This window comes from Tropicimonas marinistellae (assembly GCF_001509585.1).
GTDB classification, from domain to species: domain Bacteria; phylum Pseudomonadota; class Alphaproteobacteria; order Rhodobacterales; family Rhodobacteraceae; genus Tropicimonas; species Tropicimonas marinistellae.
In genome coordinates, this window is sequence record NZ_LNCI01000001.1 from 34773 (window position 1) to 53515 (window position 18743).

At 60.7% G+C, this 18743-nt stretch carries 14 protein-coding genes; 7 read left to right on the top strand and 7 right to left on the bottom strand.

Features of this window, described 5'->3' with window-relative positions:
- The first annotated feature begins 24 nt into the window (after positions 1 to 24).
- Together iolB and ARC39_RS00165 are read left to right on the top strand one after the other, a co-directional pair.
- Complete coding sequence (gene iolB / locus ARC39_RS00160) at positions 25 to 834, top strand: 5-deoxy-glucuronate isomerase (protein WP_068108247.1); 810 nt, start codon at positions 25 to 27, stop codon at positions 832 to 834.
- Positions 835 to 1442: 608 nt separating this feature from the next.
- A complete protein-coding gene (locus ARC39_RS00165; RefSeq protein ID WP_068108263.1) occupies positions 1443 to 2468 on the top strand; it encodes a calcium-binding protein in 1026 nt (341 codons plus the stop codon).
- 90 nt (positions 2469 to 2558) lie between these two features.
- Here the strand turns inward: ARC39_RS00165 and ARC39_RS00170 are convergent, their stop codons facing one another.
- Positions 2559 to 3350 carry a DUF1194 domain-containing protein gene (locus tag ARC39_RS00170; RefSeq protein WP_068108265.1) on the bottom strand — a complete coding sequence of 264 codons (792 nt, stop codon included), beginning with the start codon at positions 3348 to 3350 and terminating at the stop codon, positions 2559 to 2561.
- 226 nt (positions 3351 to 3576) lie between these two features.
- On the opposite strand from ARC39_RS00170, the gene ARC39_RS00175 reads away from it, so the two are divergent.
- Positions 3577 to 7254: a cellulase family glycosylhydrolase gene (locus ARC39_RS00175; RefSeq protein ID WP_068108266.1), complete on the top strand. Its 3678-nt coding sequence runs from the start codon at positions 3577 to 3579 to the stop codon at positions 7252 to 7254.
- Between the two features lie 120 nt (positions 7255 to 7374).
- Here ARC39_RS00175 and ARC39_RS00180 read toward each other — a convergent pair whose 3' ends face one another.
- The 5 genes from ARC39_RS00180 to ARC39_RS00200 all read right to left on the bottom strand — a co-directional run bounded on the left by ARC39_RS00180 (position 7375) and on the right by ARC39_RS00200 (position 12645).
- Positions 7375 to 8637 (bottom strand): glycerate kinase type-2 family protein, encoded by a 1263-nt coding sequence (locus ARC39_RS00180; RefSeq protein WP_068108267.1) that lies wholly within the window; start codon positions 8635 to 8637, stop codon positions 7375 to 7377.
- Between the two features lie 4 nt (positions 8638 to 8641).
- The gene (gene glxR, locus ARC39_RS00185; protein WP_068108268.1) at positions 8642 to 9523 is read right to left on the bottom strand and encodes a 2-hydroxy-3-oxopropionate reductase; all 882 of its coding nucleotides are present in this window, start codon (positions 9521 to 9523) and stop codon (positions 8642 to 8644) included.
- A gap of 18 nt (positions 9524 to 9541) precedes the next feature.
- Complete coding sequence (locus ARC39_RS00190) at positions 9542 to 10330, bottom strand: HpcH/HpaI aldolase family protein (RefSeq protein WP_068108271.1); 789 nt, start codon at positions 10328 to 10330, stop codon at positions 9542 to 9544.
- Between the two features lie 12 nt (positions 10331 to 10342).
- Positions 10343 to 11692: an enolase C-terminal domain-like protein gene (locus ARC39_RS00195; protein WP_068108274.1), complete on the bottom strand. Its 1350-nt coding sequence runs from the start codon at positions 11690 to 11692 to the stop codon at positions 10343 to 10345.
- Between the two features lie 209 nt (positions 11693 to 11901).
- Entirely contained in the window at positions 11902 to 12645 is a 744-nt protein-coding gene (locus ARC39_RS00200; protein ID WP_068108277.1) for a FadR/GntR family transcriptional regulator, read from the bottom strand.
- A 389-nt stretch (positions 12646 to 13034) separates the two neighbouring features.
- Between ARC39_RS00200 and ARC39_RS00205 the strand changes: the two genes are divergently transcribed.
- The 4 genes from ARC39_RS00205 to garD all read left to right on the top strand — a co-directional run bounded on the left by ARC39_RS00205 (position 13035) and on the right by garD (position 17667).
- Positions 13035 to 14075, top strand: coding sequence for a type 2 periplasmic-binding domain-containing protein (locus tag ARC39_RS00205; RefSeq protein ID WP_068108278.1), 1041 nt, complete (start codon positions 13035 to 13037; stop codon positions 14073 to 14075).
- Positions 14076 to 14171: 96 nt separating this feature from the next.
- Positions 14172 to 14612, top strand: a complete 441-nt coding sequence (locus ARC39_RS00210; RefSeq protein WP_068108281.1) for a tripartite tricarboxylate transporter TctB family protein — start codon at positions 14172 to 14174, stop codon at positions 14610 to 14612.
- A 23-nt stretch (positions 14613 to 14635) separates the two neighbouring features.
- Complete coding sequence (locus tag ARC39_RS00215) at positions 14636 to 16141, top strand: tripartite tricarboxylate transporter permease (RefSeq protein WP_068108284.1); 1506 nt, start codon at positions 14636 to 14638, stop codon at positions 16139 to 16141.
- The gene (gene garD, locus ARC39_RS00220; RefSeq protein ID WP_068108287.1) at positions 16138 to 17667 is read left to right on the top strand and encodes a galactarate dehydratase; all 1530 of its coding nucleotides are present in this window, start codon (positions 16138 to 16140) and stop codon (positions 17665 to 17667) included. Before ARC39_RS00215 ends, garD begins: the two co-directional genes overlap by 4 nt.
- Positions 17668 to 17680: 13 nt before the next feature.
- Here the strand turns inward: garD and ARC39_RS00225 are convergent, their stop codons facing one another.
- On the bottom strand, positions 17681 to 18721 hold the full coding sequence (locus ARC39_RS00225) for a hypothetical protein (RefSeq protein WP_068108289.1): 1041 nt from the start codon (positions 18719 to 18721) through the stop codon (positions 17681 to 17683).
- Positions 18722 to 18743 lie beyond the last annotated feature (22 nt).

Genomic DNA, 18743 nt, shown 5'->3' on the forward strand with positions numbered 1-18743 from the left:
GCGGCCGGAATGAGAGGACAAGAAATGCCGGATCTCCTGAAAAGACCCTTCGGTACCCGAGGCAAGGTGCATCAGATCACCCCGCACAACGCCGGTTGGCGCTACGTCGGGTTCTCGCTCTATCACCTTCGGGCCGGGGACACCGCCGCTGAAGCCACAGGAGACGCCGAGGTCATTCTGGTCATGGTCGAAGGCAAGGCACGGATTACTGGCGCGGGGCAAGACTGGGGTGTTTTGGGAGATCGGAAGAGCGTCTTCGAGAAGACGCCGCCGCATTGCCTGTACCTGCCCAACGGCACCGAGTGGGACGCGGTGGCCGAGACCGATTGCGTCCTGGCGGTCTGTTCCGCCCCGGGCAAGGGCGGACACGAGCCGCGCCGGATCGGACCGGACGGCATCACCCTGACCGAACGCGGCAAGGACACCAACACCAGGTACATAAACAACATCGCGATGGAGAACGAAGACTACGCAGACAGCCTGCTGGTGACGGAAGTCTTCACGCCCGCCGGTCACTGGTCGTCCTATCCGAGCCACCGTCACGACGAGGACGATTTCCCCCGCATCACCTATCTGGAGGAAACCTACTACCATCGCCTGAACCCTGCCGACGGCTTCGGCATCCAGCGGGTGTATACTGATGATTTGCAACTGAACGAAACCATGGCCGTGCACGACGGTGACGTTGTGCTCGTCCCTCGCGGCCACCATCCCTGCGGCGCGCCCTATGGCTTCGAGATGTACTACCTCAACGTCATGGCCGGCCCGCTGCGCAAATGGCGCTTCGTCCCCGCGATGCCAGTCGAATGGATCATGGAACGCGACGCCGGGTGATTTCGCGGGCCTACAACGGCGCAAATCACGATAGAGACGGGCGTCAGGCAACGTGTCCGTATGGTCTTCCGGACCGCGCGCCGTGTGAACCCGGCACAGGCATCGGTGTGCGCTTCACCCTTGCCCTTAGAGGGTTATCCGCCAGCGTGGCTGATGCAATTTATCAGGATCGAGGATCGTCGAAGGCACCTGATGTAAGGGCAAATGCAGTCGAAGTAGAACTGAGGTGAATCAAGCGCCCGAAAAGAATTGCCTATACCACCGCAAGAGCATGGGACGCGCGTACCTTCGCCGTCGTCAACGCTGAGACTATAGCAATGGTGTAGCGTCTTAAGGTCTGAGCAAAACACGTTTACTTGCCGATCCCGCAACGATCGGTAGCTGCGACATCGCGCTGGTTTCGCGAGCGGGTGGCCGACGCCAGTTGCGCAACATTCGACTTCTGAGGTGGGACGTTCGCGTCGCGTCAGCACAATCGAATTGTCTGGATCCTCTCGCCAGAATGAATGCCAGATGCGGAATGATCGGGTAACATGGGCGTGCCAGAGACTCCCATCATTGAACCTTTGCGGTTCGACAGACGTGTTTCACCAGAGTTGAGGAACTAAATGGCCGGACGTATCTTCATCGAAGCCAGCGACGTGACATCCGGTGGCCTGCCGTCTCCGGTGAAACATCTCTACCTCGTCTACGAGGCTGAGAGCGGCATCGAATACACCATTCGGGCGGGGCCAGACGGGGCATTCAAGATCTTCGGATCCTTTGAAATTCTTGACAACGTCAGGCTTTCGAACTCGCCCGACGCCAGAGAGCTGACGGACCGACCAGACCGGAACTCGACAGATTTGTCTTTTGCAGGCATGACCGATGACCAAGCCTGGGCATTGATGCTGAAATACGCGCGCTCCTTTGAAGCGACCGAACCCGACTACAATGCTTTTACGAGCAATTCTAACACCTTCATCGGCGCGTTGCTGGCGGGGACCGGGGAGGATCCGTACGACTTGCTGCCAAGCGGCGTTCCAGCAACCCAAGCAATCGGGTTCGGCAATTTCGGGGACATTCTGGACGAGCTCGCACCGCCAAGCGATTGGCGCACGCTGGGTACCGCTGCAGCCGAGACATTCTTCGGCGAGGCACATGGTGAGGAGATCTCAGCATCTGGCGGCGCCGACGTGGTTTACGGGCGTGGCGGAAGTGACCTGATTCTTGGTGAGGGCGGTGCCGATCTGCTTCACGGTCAAAACGGATCGGATGTCCTCCGGGGTGGGGCCGGCCGCGACAGTATCTGGGGCGGAGCAGACTCGGACAAATTGGTAGGCGGTCAGAACGCCGATATGCTCTTTGGAGGCAGGGGCAGTGATGTATTGATCGGAGGTCGGGGAGCCGACGAACTGACCGGGGGGCGGGGGGCAGATACATTCGTGCTAAGTCAAAGTCCGGGTGTCGACACGATCACGGATTTTGAGGGTGCATCGGACAAATTTGTCCTCGCCGACGGGCTCCAAGAGGAGGACATCGCGCTTTCAGACACGGGTGATTTTGTCCTGATCGAATTGTCGGCGACAGGTGACGTGTTGGCCAAGGTCCATCACGACGCAAGCGCGGAGATCGAGTTTTGGGACATCGGATAGACGCCCTACGCCCGTGGAGGCAAAACCCTTGCCTGACGACATTATTGCGCGGGCATTGCTAACCGACTCTCTGCACCGAATGCGATGGCCCTATGGTTCGTTCCAGTATTGTCGACGCTGCTGCCAGATCTTCTCCCCGATCAGGCAATCGGCCGGGTTTCGCGTGCTCATTTGCGCGGGCACAAGCGTTTCCGGTTGCGAGACGCCGACCATTTCAAGGATCAGCTTCCGCCGCACCGCCTCGGCAAAATCCGCCCAGTCCAGCACCGGAATCACAAACGAACCTGGGCCTCCGGTGACGCAAACCTCATAGTAGATATCCAGCCCTTCAAGGTGCCAGTCGCTGCCCATGCCCTCACGTGTCAGGAGCGGCAAGCCATTGATAACTATACCCTTCGACAAAACTTCGTCGCGGGCTTCTGTCACGGGCCGCCCTTGGTTGTTCGGCCCGTCCCCAGAAATGTCGATGACACGACGCAAGCCGCTGAAATCGTTCGTCTCGATCAGTTCCGCGCCGAACACCAGGGCCTCTGAAATGGAGGTGCGCCGAAGGGACGGGTTGAACCGCGCAGTCAGCGTCTCGGCAAAGGCTGCAAGATCCTCTCGCGATTCCAAGAGTCGCCAGTCGACGATCACCTCCTGCGCCCCGGCCCACTCGACATAGGTCAGTGCCACCCGCTGCAGCATGCCCGTCTGAACGGCGGCATAGACCGCGTCCGACTGTAGCGCGGCCGCGTAGCCTCGACGCTGGATCTCCAACTCGTTCTCCGACATCGATCGCGAAACATCGACCATCAGAACGAGTTCGAGGTCCACCTCCATCCCGTCGGCGGCTGTTGCGGCGAGTAATACGGCGGTCAGAAAGGCGGCAATCCTGTGCATGGCGACAGAATGCGAAAATGGGGACTCCGGGTCCAATCACATTGCCGCCTGCAATGCCCGACCGCCACGGCATCAAGGGCGTGGATGGCATTCTCGTCCGGGATTGGGCAGCGCCATTCTTCGCGGTGATCTGTGTCATGGAGCAATCCTGGTGTCGTTGATAAAATCCGCGGTGCTTCGGAACGCGCCGCGGACTGCTTCGAATCCTTTGGGGGGAGGGAGAGCCATGGCACGCAAGACAATCAGAGGTACCAGTGGCGACGACATAATTCGTGGGGGAGCGACCGACGAAAGGATCATTGCCAGCCTTGGAGAAGATTCCGTTGATGCCGGCGGCGGTAGTGATCATGTTCGGGGCGGAAGTGGAAACGACACGCTTTCAGGTGGCGATGGTGACGACTGGGTGTCCGGCGGTCTCGGAATGGACCTGCTGTCCGGGCAACGCGGGAACGACATACTTGCCGGTGGCGAAGGCGACGACGTTCTGATCGGCGGTATTGGCCGGGACATACTGAAGGGGCAAGCCGGCGACGATGTTCTCGTCGGGAGCACAGCGGAGGCTATACGCGACGCATCCGGGAATTGGATTGTCTCTGGCCTGGTTCCAGACGGCGCTCGCGACGAGTTTCACATCACTGCATTTGCGGGCACCGGAAATGACACGATCCTCGGATTCGAGGTCGGCAACGACATACTCCGCTTCAAACAGAACGGCGTCGCAGATGCGGTGCAAACCGGAAATGACGTCTTGATCACGACCACGCTGGGCGGGACGGTTAGTGTCGTTGGCGTCTCCATTTCAGATTTGGCAGACAGTGTTCGAGGAACCGATTTCTTCGCGTCGCCGGGATGGACGCTGCTTGGAACTGATGCTTCGGATCAGATTACCGGAAGCGACGGCAATGACCACATCGAAGGTCTCGCGGGTGACGATACAATCGACGGTGGCGCCGGGTCAGACGTCATTCTCGGCGGTCCGGGTGCCGATAATCTACGTGGCGCAATCGGGTTCGACCTTGTCTTTGGCCAGGCAGGCGATGATACGCTCAGGTTCAATTCCGCCTTTGCGACGTATTCGGCGACGCGAGTTTTGGCCGCTGACCCGACAGCATTCGCCAAGAGGCTCGCAGCAGAGGATGCCACATCCCCATGCGATTCAGAGAGTTTCGATTTTGATGCATGTGTTGGAAGAGTTCGTCCGCTTCCGATCGCGGTCGTCGACCCCGCCGGGACGCACGAAAACGACCTTGCCATCGGTGGGGCCGGTGACGACCTCTTTGTTTGGCACTTCAGCGAAGACTACGATGCTAAGCAGTTTGACGTCATCGTCGGTGACGACCGGCTAACGACCGACGGTGCGCAGGCCTACGACACCACGTTGGGCAATGACATACTTCGTGTTGTATTCGAGAGTGATGTTTTGGGAAACGCTCCACCCCAATTCCATGCTCTCGCATCCGAAATCCGGGCAGAGTACGACGGCGAGAGCACGGCATTTCTCGACACAATCAACGTCGCGATCTCGGAAATCGACAGGATCGAGATCGTTCTGGCCGAAACGGGGTCCGGCGACACCATTGATGGCATTATCCTAGACGCTGACGACTTCCTCCAACCGCAGCGATTTGGCCACCCGCTGTTCCCCGCAGAACTGATCTCGGATTCGGTGCCGGTGACTCCCACAGAGCGCTTCTCAGTGGATTCCGACGTGCTGCGTATCAGTGAAACCGGTGATCTGTTCCTGTCCTTCGGCGTACGGCGAACAGGGACGGACTATGGCGAACTGGGAATCTACCGGGTTGTGGACGCCGTCAAACAGGGTGCCAGGCTCATTCCTGAGGTAAATGCCGGTACCGTGAAGGTTTCGGACTACTTCGCTGAAATCTCCATTGGCGACCAGTTCGGCCTGTTCCTTGACCTGACGGACAACGGTACCAACAGCCCGGATATCGATATCGACATGGCCTCCGGGTTCGCTATTGGCGGATTTGGCGGCGTCGACAACGATCGGTATGTCATCGGGTTCGAAGACTTTGCCGGGACACCGAGCGTTCCAACAGACCACGACTTCAACGATTATGTCGTCGTGCTCGATCGGCGGGAGGACGTTGCAAAGGGGCCGTTCCCTTCGGATCTGCTGAGTGACAGCGTGACGGTGCCAACAGCGGAACGTACACCTGTCCCGACCGATCTGCTTTCGGGTTTCCCCGGCGACATACAGCTCTCCTTTGTGATGGCCAAGACGGGGACGGACTACAGCGAGCTTGGTGTCTACCGAATTGATGCCGACGGGTTTGCCGTGCCGGAATCCGAGATCCTGCTCGGCGACCTGCGCAATGGTTCCCCTCAGAGCATCATGGCGCTCTATCCCGATCTCGCGGAAGACGAGGGCGTTGGACTCTTCCTCGACCTCACTCAAGACAATGATGCGGACCGCGATAGCGACGCCATCGGGTCGGGCATGGCAATCTGGCAAGACAACAGCGCGACCGGTGGGCCGGACCTGGTAGGTTTCGAGGATTTCCGCGGTACGGCTGAGGTGCCCACGGACTTCGATTTCAACGATTTTGTCGTGGCAATTGACTATGCGCCAGTCACCGCACTCATCGATCGCGCCCGCTTGCCGTGCGTCGAGTTTGCCTTCCGGCTTTACGACCAGACCTTCCGCTTGGGCGATTGGGTCACGGTTGACGCCGCGCTCGCCGATGGATCAGCGTTGCCTTCATGGATGACCTTCGATGGCGCGATGTTCCGCGGCACAGCACCGGCGGGCTTCGATGACCGGTTGGAGATCCGTGTTACCGCAACTGCAGGTACCCAATCGGTGTCCGACACTTTCGAGTTCCATATCGCACCCGACGCGCCGATCCTGAGTTTCGATGTCCAGCGCGGCATCAGCGTGGGAAATGCACTCGAGGCGTACAGACCCAAGGGCGACGGCTTCCCCGAGCCCTATGGCCCGTATAGCTGGGGCTGGAGGCTAGAGGAAAAGGATATGGGCGTGATCGCCGACAAGGGGTTCGACACGGTGCGCATCCCGGTCGGGTGGTCGTTCCACGTCGATCCGAACGATCCCACCTACAGGGTCGATCCGGACTTCTTCCCACATGTCGACGAAGCAATTGGCTGGGCACTGGATGCCGGGCTAAACGTGATCCTCAACGCCCATGGGTTCCACGAGATGAACGCGGAACCCGAGGCGACCTATCCGATGCTCGCCGCCATGTGGGATCAGATCGCGACCCGCTATGCGGATTACCCCGACAACCTGTACTTCCAGCTCTACAATGAACCGGAGTACTCTCCGTCGGATCCGAACGACAACTTCAGCCCCGACCTGATCAACCAGGTCCTTGCCGACCTTGTCGAAGTGGTACGCGAAACCAACCCGACCCGGGCTCTGATCGTCAATGGAAACGTCCACAGCGGCACCAATGGCCTGTACGAATTGGTATTGCCAAACGACGACTATCTTGTGGCTAATTTCCACTACTACCTACCGGATGAATTCACGAGCCAGGGGCTCAGGGGGCTGCCTCCCGGCGTCGAATGGGGCAGCGAACATGACTTGAGGGAGCTGCGGAACAACTTTGACTACGTGGCGGCGTGGCACGCGCAGGCCGGTGACCTTCCGCTCCTCATGGGTGAGTTCGGCACGACGGCGAGGACCGAAGAGACCGAGCGCATCGAGTGGCTCGGTGCTGTCCGCGAAGCAGCAGAGGAGATCGATGCTGCCTGGGTGGTATGGGCTTACCTGGCGCAGTTCGACCTGACCAAATGGGATTCGGAAAACATGGTTTCGACGGGCGAATGGTATCCGGCCGTCGATGCGCTGTTCGACCCACTGGTCTCATTGTCCGCTGCGCCGGAGTGGTATGCAGATTCCGAGACCTTCTTGCTGTAGCAACGAGGTGGGGGTGAAAACCTGCTCCGCGTTATTCGCACAGGTTCCGCGCCGAGGTCGTTCGGTCCGGCAGCGGAAGACACGAATTATCGCAATATGACCGAACGGTACACTCGCAGTCTACTCGATCAGGATCGCGCGGAAGTCGTTGACGTTGGTCAGGGTAGGGCCGGTGACCACCTGGTCGCCGAGCGACTCGAAGAATCCGTGGCCATCGTTCTTCGAAAGGCTTTCGCGGGGAGAAATGCCTGCGCCATCAGCCTTGGCGAGTGTCTCCGGGTGGATTATTGCGCCAGCGACCTCGGTCGCTCCGTCCACGCCATCGGTATCTCCGGCCAGCGCGTGGATCCCGCGCGCTCCGTCCAGCGCGATTGCCAGCGACAGAAGAAATTCTACGTTTCGGCCACCACGACCGTTGCCACGCACTGTTACAGTGGTTTCGCCCCCCGACAGCAGGATGCACGGACGGGAAAACGGCTGGTCGTGTTGCGCAATGTACTTGGCGATTCCGGCCATGACTGTTGCCACGTCCCGCGCTTCGCCTTCGATTGCGTCACCCAGGACATGCACGCTGTGGCCGGTCCCGCGCGCAACTCTGGACGCGGCCGCCAGAGACATTTGAGGTGTCGCGACGAGATGCGTCTCGACACGCGCAAGGCGCGAGTCGTTCGGCTTGATGCTCTCTTCCTCGTCCGACGCGAGCACACGTAGCACGGGATCTGGCAAGTCGAGGCAATAGCGATTCACGATGCCCAGGGCGTCGCGTCGGCTTGTCGGATCGCCGACCGTCGGGCCGGAAGCGATATTCGCCGGATCGTCGCCCGGTACATCGGAGATCAGCAAGTTGATCACCCGTGCTGGATGGCAGGCTGCGGCCAGCCGTCCACCCTTGACCGCAGACAGATGGCGGCGCAGGCAGTTCATTTCGTCAATCGTCGCGCCGCACTTCAGCAAAGCGCGATTGACGGCCTGTTTTTCGGCAAGCGTGATCCCGTCGAGCGGAAGGGGCAGCAGCGCCGACCCACCGCCAGAGATCAGGCACAGCACGGTGTCGTTTTCCGTCAGATCATTTGCCAGGCCCAGCATCCGGGCAGCGGCGTCGAGACCTGCCGAATCCGGCACGGGATGTGCTGCCTCGACGACTTCGATCCCCTCGCAGGGCACGGCATGCCCGTACCGGGTGACGACCAACCCCTCGAGAGGCCGGCCGTAGTGGCGTTCGGTAGCCCGCGCCATCGCGGCGGAGGCCTTGCCTGCGCCGATAACCACGAGGCGCCCCCGCTCCGGCATGGGCGGGAGAAACGGTGGAACGCAGAGGTCCGGCTGGGCCGCCGCGACCGCCGCGTCGAACATGCCGCGCAGGAGCGCCTCGGGCGTCGCCATCGGTCTAGGCGACGTCGTGATTGCCGAGCATTTCCAGTGCTTTGACCATGGCCGAATGGTCCCATGCCGAGCCACCATGGGCGGCGCAGGCGTTGAAAAGCTCCTGCGCGGTCGCGGTATTGGGCAGGCTAAGCCCCATCTGGCGTGCGTTCGACAAGGCGAGGTTCAGGTCTTTCTGGTGCAGCTCGATTCTGAAACCAGGATCGAACGTGCGCTTCACCATGCGGTCGCCGTGGATTTCGAGGATTTTGGACGAAGCAAAGCCGCCCATCAGCGCCTCGCGCACCTTGGCCGGATCGGCACCGGCCTTGGAAGCGAAAAGCAGCGCCTCGCCGACGGCCTCGATATTGAGCGCGACGATAATTTGGTTGGCGACCTTGCAGGTCTGCCCGTCGCCGTTGCCGCCGACCAAAGTGACGTTCCCGCCCATCAGGTCGAGCAGCGGCTTCAGTTTCGCGAAGGTCTCCTCTGAGCCGCCGCACATGATGGATAGTGTTGCGTTCCTTGCACCGACCTCGCCACCCGAAACCGGCCCGTCGAGGTATTCGCACCCTAATTCGTTGATCCGAGACGCGAATTCCTTCGTGGCGATTGGCGAGATCGAGCTGTGATCGACCACGATCTTGCCGGCGCTGAGGCCCTCGGCCACGCCGTTCTCGCCAAAGAGCACGGTTTCTACGTGCGGCGTGTCCGGTACCATGATGAAGACGATCTCGGCAGCCTCCGCCACTTCTCTGGCGGTGGCGCAGGCGGTCCCGCCGGCGTCCAGAAGCTCGGCCGGCACCTCGTTGAGCGTGTTCAGGAAGAGTTCATGCCCTGCAGCAATCAGGTGACCGGCCATGGGGGTGCCCATGATACCAAGGCCGATGAATCCAAGTTTGCTCATGTCTGTGCTCCTGTCGAGTCAGTAACTGCCGCTGCCGTTCTTCGGCATTCCGGCGCGCATTTTTCCGAGTACCTGCTGGGAACCCGCAGCCATCAACCGGGCGTCAGAGGAAATGGTGACGAACTGGAACCCCATCTCGATCCGCTTCAGGGCGTACTCCGGCGTCCCGTTGTGGCAGCCGGCGACCTTGCCCGCTTCCTTCGCCTTGCGCACGATGAGCTCGATTGCCTCGGCAACGGGTGGGTCCACATCGTCAAAGGTCGGTGTGCAGCCAAGGGCAAGGGACAGGTCGGACGGACCGATGTAGACCGCGTCGAGCTCCGGAACGCTGAGGATTTCCTCAAGGTTGTCGAGGCCCTGCCTCGTCTCGATCATCGCGAAGGTCACGATGGTCTCGTCCGCGTGCTGGGGATAGTCCGGACCACCGTAGAGCAGGCCCCGGATTGGTCCGAAGCTGCGGGTGCCATTGGGCGGGTAGTGGGTGTAGCTCACGAGGTTTTCGGCATCTTCGGCGCTGTTGATCATTGGGCAGATTACTGCGTAGGCGCCGGCGTCCAACGTCTTCATCAGATGGGCCGGGTCTAGCCAGGGTACGCGCGCCATTGGAACAGTATCGGTCGTTGAAATCGCCTGGAACATCGACACTGCGGCCTGATAATCCACGACACCATGCTGGATGTCGACGGTGAGTGTGTCCCATCCCTGGTGGGCCATCGTCTCGGCAGAGAAGCCGCTGGGCACGGCCAGCCAACCGTTAACGGCGGCGTCGCCGCGGGCCCAGATCTCGCGAAGTCTGTTGGGGCGCATGGTGTCTCCTCCTTATCGGACCAGGCAGGGGCGCTTGTTGTCGAATGTCCAGTTTGGGATCAGGAATTGCATCGCGGCAGCATCGTCGCGCGCGCCCAGCCCCTTCTTCTTGTAGAGTTGGTGAGCCGCCTCGATCCGGTTCATATCGGGCTCGATACCGAGGCCCGGACGCTCCGAGACCTTCACCATCGAGTTAACGATTCTCGGCGGCTCCTTTGTGAGCTGCTGGCCGTCCTGCCAGATCCAGTGGGTGTCGAGCGAGGCGATCTCGCCCGGGGCCGCGGCGCCGGCATGGGTGAACATCGCCAGCGAGATGTCGAAGTGGTTGTTGGAATGCGAGCCCCAAGTCAGCCCCCAATCCCGGCACATCTGTGCGACGCGGACGGTGCCGGCCATGGTCCAGAAATGCGGGTCCGCCAGCGGGATGTCGACCGATTGCAACAGGATCGAGTGGCCCATCTGGCGCCAATCGGTTGCCACCATGTTGGTCGCGGTCCTGAGGCCTGTGGCGCGGCGGAATTCGGCCATGATCTCGCGGCCCGAATAGCCTTCTTCCGCGCCGCAGGGATCCTCGGCATAGGCAAGGATGTCGTCCCGCCCTTTGCAGAGCGCGATCGCCTCCTCGAGCGACCAGGCGCCGTTCGGGTCGATGTTGACAGCGGCCTCGGGGAAGCGATGCTTCAGGGCTTCGATGGCCAGCATCTCGTCCTCGCCTGCCAGCACGCCGCCCTTGAGCTTAAACTCGGTGAAACCGTAGCGCGCCTCGGCGGCTTCGGCGAGACGCACCACCGCCTCGGGCGTCAGCGCTTGTTCATTGCGCAGCCGGTCCCAGTCGTCGGCAGCAGAGCTCTCATCGCGATAATCCAGCGTCGTCTTCGTCCGGTCGCCGACATAGAATAGATAACCGAGCATTCGGACCGCATTGCGTTGCTGTCCTTCGCCGAGCAGGGCCGCGACCGGCAGGTCGAGGAACTGGCCCAGAAGGTCCAGCATGGCGGCCTCGACGGCGGTAACGGCATGGATCGTGGTGCGGAGGTCAAAGGTTTGAAGTCCGCGCCCACTGGCATCCCGGTCGGCAAACTCCCGTCGCATTGCGTTGAGCGCCGCATTGTAATCGCCGATACCTCGCCCGACGATGAGGGGAATGGCATCCTCGAGCGTCTGGCGGATCTTCTCGCCGCCGGGAACTTCTCCGAGGCCCGTATGGCCGGCGGAATCGGACAGGATGACGATGTTGCGAGTGAAGTATGGGCCATGTGCGCCGCTAAGATTGAGCAGCATGCTGTCGCGTCCGGCAACCGGGACCACGCGCATTGACGTAACTTGCGGAAGGTCTCCCTTTGCGGTCTTGATCTCGGCCATTTCGTTGTCCTCATCCGCTTGGGCGCATGCGGTAGTTGGTATTGGTCATCTGCCGATGCATAATTTGTTCCTAAGTCATCATACAAATTTTTGCAACAATAGATTCGCCAGTTCATCATGGCGTCAGCGCACGTTGGGGCGGCGGCGGTCAGCGTGAGCGTGGGCCGACGTGGGTGAGCTCGGATTGTGGCGAGGCGTTATGACGGGTGTCAGGTCTTGCGTCGGAGCAGGGCCCTGTACCGCGCCTGGCTGCTGCGCAAATGGTCACGCATTGCTGCGCGCGCACCCTCTTCGTCGCCTTCGAGTATGGCGTCCACGATGGCCTCGTGCTGACTGCAAAGGATGCCCACGTAGTCTGCTAGCTCCGCTTCGGTCGGGTCAGTTTCCAACGTGCGGCGCGGAATTGAGTCGGGGCCGATGAGAGACAGGAACTCGGGAAAGCGCGCGTTGTTTGCGGCCTCGGCAATTGCCAGATGGAGCGCGAAGTCGGCAGCAATGGTGTTTTCGCCGGCCTCGGCTGCAGCACAGAAATCGTGAAAGGCGTCAATGATCTTCCCTTCTTGCGCGGGAGAGCGCCTTACCGCCGCCAAGGCCGCGGATTCGCATTCCACGGCTGTTCGAATCTCAAGGATCTCCAGCATTGATGACACGCGGCTGGGGTCCACGTCCTGGAATGGGAGAAGGCTGGTCCGCTCGGGGGCGAGGACATAGACCCCGGATCCCTGCCGGGAGTCGACGAGGCCGTCGGCCCGCAGAGACGCGATTGCCTCCCGAACCACTGTGCGACTCACGGAGAACTCGCTGGTCAGGCGCGCCTCGCTTGGCAGCTTGTCGCCTGGTTCGTATTTTCCTGCATTGATCTGGTCGAGGAGATTTGCGCGAACTTTCGCCGCAAGGGTCCGGCGCCCATTGGTCGCAGTCGGTTCGTCCAGATCCTCGCGGGGTTCCGCCATGAGTGTGTTTGCCTTTCGGGGTATTTCTGTGCGGCTGGCCAATTTCTTACCTGTTCTACGACTTTGCGTCGAGGTCCCGTCCGAACGGCGCTGTGATTTCGCTTCGCTGCGATTGGCGCCTGCCTTCTCTTTGTCTCCATCGTGCCTGGTGCATGAGTTCTCCCTCTGGCATTGAGGGTGCCACTCAAAGTTGTATGATAAATATTGACCACGACGACGGCAAGAGATATGAGTTATCGCACAAGTTGTTTCGCGCAGGGCGGGGAGCGTGGCGGGTAAGTCGCGCGAACGGACGCGCTGCGCGGCAATCTGGAGGCCGGACCCAGCCGGTGCAGTCTGATGGAGGGACACACGCCGCGACGGTGGTGTCGTAGTAAAGGGAGATCGGAATGCTAAACAAACTCACTAAAACACTCTGCGTGGCCACGGCATGTGCCGTTGCAGCCATGCCGGTGCTTGCTGCCGACGGTCCGCTACGCGGCAACCTGCGTGTGGTGATCGGCTCGAAGTCGACCGGCGGCGATACCTACCAGAACTCGAGCATCGTTGCCGAGGCGCTTGCCGAGAATATCGGTATAAACGTCAAGGTCGATGCCGTGGGCGCCAGCGAGGCCTTCAAGGTACTGAGCCGCGTCTCCAACGGTTCCGTCGTGATGATCTTCCACGACCAGTCCTATCTGGGCTGGCTGTACGGCGTGAAGGGATACGACAATATCTTCGAGGAATACACCGTCGGTCCGACCGTCGCGATCAACCCCGGCAATGCCTATGCGGTGCCGAAGAGCTCCCCCTACCAGAATATTGAGGACATCATCCAGGCCGCTGGCAAGGGTGAGAAAATCCGCGTGGCGATCCAGCCGGGCGGCGTGTCCGAGATCGGGTTCTCGGCGCTGAAGAATGCGGTCAAGCTTCGCTTCCCGGGCGCTGAGGAAAACATCGTCGCCGTGAACACCGGCGGACAATCCGACAAGAACCAGCTGCTGTTCGACGGCCAGGCCGACGTGATCAACGCCTCCGTTCAGGCCAATGAGCAATATACCCGCCTGCCGGAAGACGATCAGAAAGCAATGCGCTTCGTCTGGCTCACCGCGCGCAAGGAGACCATTGAACAGGCCAACCCCGAAGGCATGGGTGAGACCTCGCGCGAGGATCTGCTGGAATTCGTCACGCCGAACGCCTCCGTGACGCAGGACGGGACCAAGGACTTCACTTTCGACAAGGAGTTTTTCTTCCTTTACAACAAGGACATGGACCCGGCCATCGTCGAGCAGATCGATGCCAGCCTGAAGGAAATCTTCGATGCCGGCGCGATCCAGGAGACGCAGAAGAACTCCTTCTTCATTCCGAACTTCATGCCCTCGGCCGAAGCGCAGTCCTACTTGATGGACAAGCGCGATCAGTATGAAGTGATCATCGAATCGATCCGTTGACGACATGATCCTTACGGCCCCGCCACATGCGGGCGGGGCCACTCCACTTCGGCGGGCCGCCGAAAACTCAAGCAGGACCATCGGGAGGAGTCCGGCATGAATCAGGAATCCGACCCGTTCAGCATTGCGATAGACTTCCCCCAGTCGCATCTGTTTTTTCCGAACATCGTCCACTGGGTCCTTTTGATCCTGGCCCTTTCGATCGCGCTCGTGCATGGGCGCGAGATCATCCACCATGTCCAGGGATGGGCCGAGAGCTATCGCGAACACGGGCTCGACTATGATCGCCTCCGCCTGTTTGGAACGCTCGGACTCGTCATCGCCTATTTTCTGCTGATGAACTGGGTCGGACAGCTCTTCCCGAATACCGGTATGGGTTTCCTGCTGGTCTCGATGCCCTTCATGGCGCTCCTGTCACTGCTCTACGTGCACGACATCAACCGCAAGAAGGTCCTGATCATCCTCGCCAACGCGATCATCGCCCCCTTCATGGCCTGGTACGTGCTGGCGCAACTCTTCTTCATCACCCTCCCCTGAACGCGGACTGACGGGACCGATCCATGGAAATTCTCTCTCTCCTCTCCCCGATGTTCTTCTTGCTGGTGATGTTTGGCGTTCTCGTCGGGATCATCTTCGGTGCCATTCCCGGTATGACCGCAACCATGGCAGTGGCCGTCTGCCTGCCGATGACGTACGGGCTCGACCTTACCAACGGGTTGGCGCTGCTACTGGGGCTTTATGTTGGTGGAATCTCCGGCGGCCTCGTGCCGGCCATCCTGCTGAATATACCTGGCACGCCATCGTCGATAACAACGACCTTTGACGGCTACCCGATGACTCAAAAAGGGCTGGGCGAACAGGCGCTAAAGACGGGCATCACCGCCTCGCTCTTCGGCGGGCTGTTCTCTGCGCTGGTCCTGTTCCTCTTCGCGCCTACGCTGGCGGATTTCGCCATCAAGTTTTCCTATATCGAGAAATTCCTGATTATCCTCTTCGCGCTGACGGTTATTGCCTCCCTGTCGAAACGACTTCTGGTCGGGCTGTTCAGCGGCGCGCTCGGAATCTGGTTCAGCCTGATCGGCACCTATGACATCTCGGTGGGCGGCAATGGCGAATACCGGCTGATGCCGGAATTCCTCGTCGACTATCTCGAAAGCGGCTTCTCGCTCCTGCCGGTGCTGATCGGCATGTTCGGTCTCGGCACAATCCTGCAGGAGGCCGAGAAGGGCGTCCGCGAGGAGGCCGTCGACAGCGTGAAATTCCAGAAGGGCGCGGCCTTCTCCTTTTCTGTCTTCAAGGGCCAGTTCGTGAACCTGACGCGCTCGGGGGCGATAGGCACCTTCGTTGGCATGTTGCCGGGGGTCGGAGGCTCCGCTGCGTCGGTGCTCTCCTACACCCAGCAGAAGAACTTCTCGAAGGAGCCGGAGAAACTCGGCAAAGGTGCGCCGGAGGGCGTCATCGCCTCGGAGTCCGCCAACAATGGCCTGACCGGGGGGGCGTTGATCCCGCTCCTGTCGCTCGGCATCCCCGGTGACAGCACCACGGCTGTTCTGATCGGCGCCTTCACCCTTCAGGGCATCCAGCTAGGTCCCCTCTTCATTGGCGAGAATCTGGACACGTGGAACGTGATGATGGTCGCCGTCATCTTCGCCAATATCGTGATGTTCACCATCATGTTCTTCGCCATCCGCCATATCGCCAAGGTGGTAACGGTGCCGAAATACCTGCTCTATCCGGGCATCCTGATGATGTGCGTGGTCGGCGCCTACGCGATCAACTATGGCGTGATGTTCGATGTCTGGACGCTCCTCATCTTCGGTGTGTTCGCCTGGCTCGGGCAGAAGGTCGGATTGGAGGTCGCGCCCTTCATCATCGGCTTCATTCTCGGCGGGCAGGCCGAGGTCTACTTCGTGAAGAGCCTCGAAAGCTTCGGCACGCTCACGATCTTCTTCACCAAAAGCCCGATTGCGATCTTCCTCTGGGGTCTGATCGTAATCTCCGTGGCCTATTCGGTTCATCATACGGTCCGGGCCATGCGGCGGAAGAACGGCGGATCCGGCGTATGAATGACGATCCCATTCCGGCGCTGAAGATCCACGGTGCCGACAACGTATCGGTCGTGTTGACAGAAGGCGGGCTCAAGGCCGGCGCGGTTTTGGACGACGGCACGGAGTTGCGCGAGGCGGTTCCCTTCGGTCACAAGGTTGCGCTGAAGGACATTCCCCGTGGCGGCGCGATCACCCGTTATGGCGTGACCATCGGGGTCGCCTCGGAAGACCTGCCGCACGGCGCCTGGGTCAATGAACACCGCATCAGCCTGCCGGATGCGCCCACGTTGGAGGACCTTCCGCCGCCGGCGCCACAACCGGACGCGCCCGCGCCGCTGGAGGGCTACACTTTCGAAGGTTATCGGAATGCCGATGGCAGTGTCGGCACGCGGAACATCCTCGCCATTTCGACCAGTGTGCAATGCGTTGCCGGCGTGGTCGATCACGTGGTGGATCGGGTGACGAAAGACCTGCTGCCGCGCTACCCGAATGTCGATGGCGTTGTGGCGCTCAACCATGCCTATGGCTGTGGCGTGGCGATTAACGCGCCCGACGCCGTGATACCCATCCGCACCGTGCAGAACTTGGCGAAGAATCCGAACTTCGGCGGCGAGGTAATGGTGATTGGGCTAGGTTGCGAGAAGCTTAGGCCCGAATGGCTCCTGCCCGAAGGCGATCCCTCGGCCTCGATGCTCACCTTGCAGGATCCGTCTCTCATCGGCTTCTCGGCAATGATCGAGGCGATACTTGAGCAGGCCGAGGCGCATCTTGAACGGTTGAACCGCAGGACGCGCGTGACCTGCCCAGCCTCCGAGCTTGTGGTTGGCGTGCAATGCGGCGGCAGCGACGCCTTTTCCGGCGTCACCGCCAACCCGGTGATCGGTTGCGCGGCCGATCTGATCGTGCGGGCAGGCGGTTCGGTCATGTTCTCGGAAGTGACCGAGGTTCGTGACGCCGTGCATCTGCTGGCCCCCCGCTGTTCGGACGAAGAAGTTTTGTCTGCGCTGGCGCGCGAAATGGCCTGGTACGACGCATACCTCGCCCGAGGCGGGGCAGACCGCAGCGCGAATACGACACCCGGCAACAAGGCCGGCGGGCTTTCCGGAATCGTCGAAAAATCGCTTGGTTCAGTCGCGAAATCGGGAAGCAGTCCACTCGTGGATGTCATCGGTCCGGGGGAGCGCATTCGCCGAAAGGGCCTGACATTTGCTGCCACACCAGCAGGGGATTTCGTGTGTGGAACGCTGCAACTCGCTGCCGGAATGAACCTGCATGTCTTTTCCACCGGACGTGGCACGCCCTACAACCTTCCCGCGGCGCCGACCGTCAAGGTCGTCACCAATTCCGCGCGTGCCGAGCGCTGGTTCGATCTGGTGGACCTCGATACCGGAACTGCCGCCACCGGTGAGGCAACGATCGAGGCGCTTGGTATGGAGCTTTTCAAGCTCATCTTGGATACGGCCAGCGGCAAGCGGACTACCGCAGCAGACAGGCTCGGAATCGTCAACGATCTCGTGCTTTTCAATCCCGCGCCCGTCACCTGAGCCGAGGAGGGTATCAAGGTGTTTGATTGGCGAACCGGAACAAGAGATCGGTGCCGATTGCGGCAATTGCATCGCGGTCAACGTCCGAGAAACCCGCGCCGTCTGGGCTTTCTACCGGCTTGGCAGGAAAGAGTTCGGCACGGTTTGGGAAGTACTTTCTTCTGACCAAATCGTTGTGCTCGGCATTGGCGCTCCGAATCCAGCTGATCTGTTGCGGCCAAAGGCGCAGCTTGGGCTTGCCCACGGACCATTCCGACAATGTTCGTTCCACCTGGTACTGGAGCCCGTTGTCGTCACCAGCGTCGCGAACGCGCGCTCTTTGATTAAAGCGGCGCAGGAAGAACGCGGCTTGCGGCGAAAGCGATTCATTTTCGCGTTCGGGCCTCGACAGTCCGTCGGGGTCGAACCCGACCGCCGAAGCGAAATCGTCGATGAGATCGCCGTTGACCATGGCGTCGCGTTCCATCAGCCGCAATGAGAAGCGATCGTGGCCGACGATCCCTGTCCAGAGGTCCGCCTTGACGCCGAAGTTGTGCTTGCCGTTCTTCTTGATGAACTTCTCTAGGTGGGCCTCACTGCCGGACCGTAATTCCTGTGAATACCGGCTGAGTAGCCAATCCTCCTGGCGGCGAATGTACTGAACGTATCGAACATCGTCGAAGATCTCCCGCATCCAGTCGTCGAGCGCCGCGACATGCTCGGGCTTGTGGGTCCAGGCGCCGATGTGCTCGGAAGAGATCACATAGGTGTCTTCGGTTCGGGCTTCGAGGGCGCGGAGGAAATCCTCCTCGTACTGGCGCGCGAAGTCAGCTTGGGCCGCGACGTCGATCAGCCCATAGGCGCGGGCCGTGAGATCGTAGGGCACAACTTTGCCGACCCTCGCGAACTGGCAGATACCGAATTCCAACTGGCTGTCCTGAGGTTCCACAACCGGGTTCGGAATGCGCTCGTAGGCGACGCCACGCTCGGATAGCGCCGATGCGTTCTGGCGAAGAAACCTCTGGATCGATGTCGTTCCGGTTTTCGGGAGGCCCAGATGAATGACGACACGCATCAGCGGTTCCCTGCCTGCACCC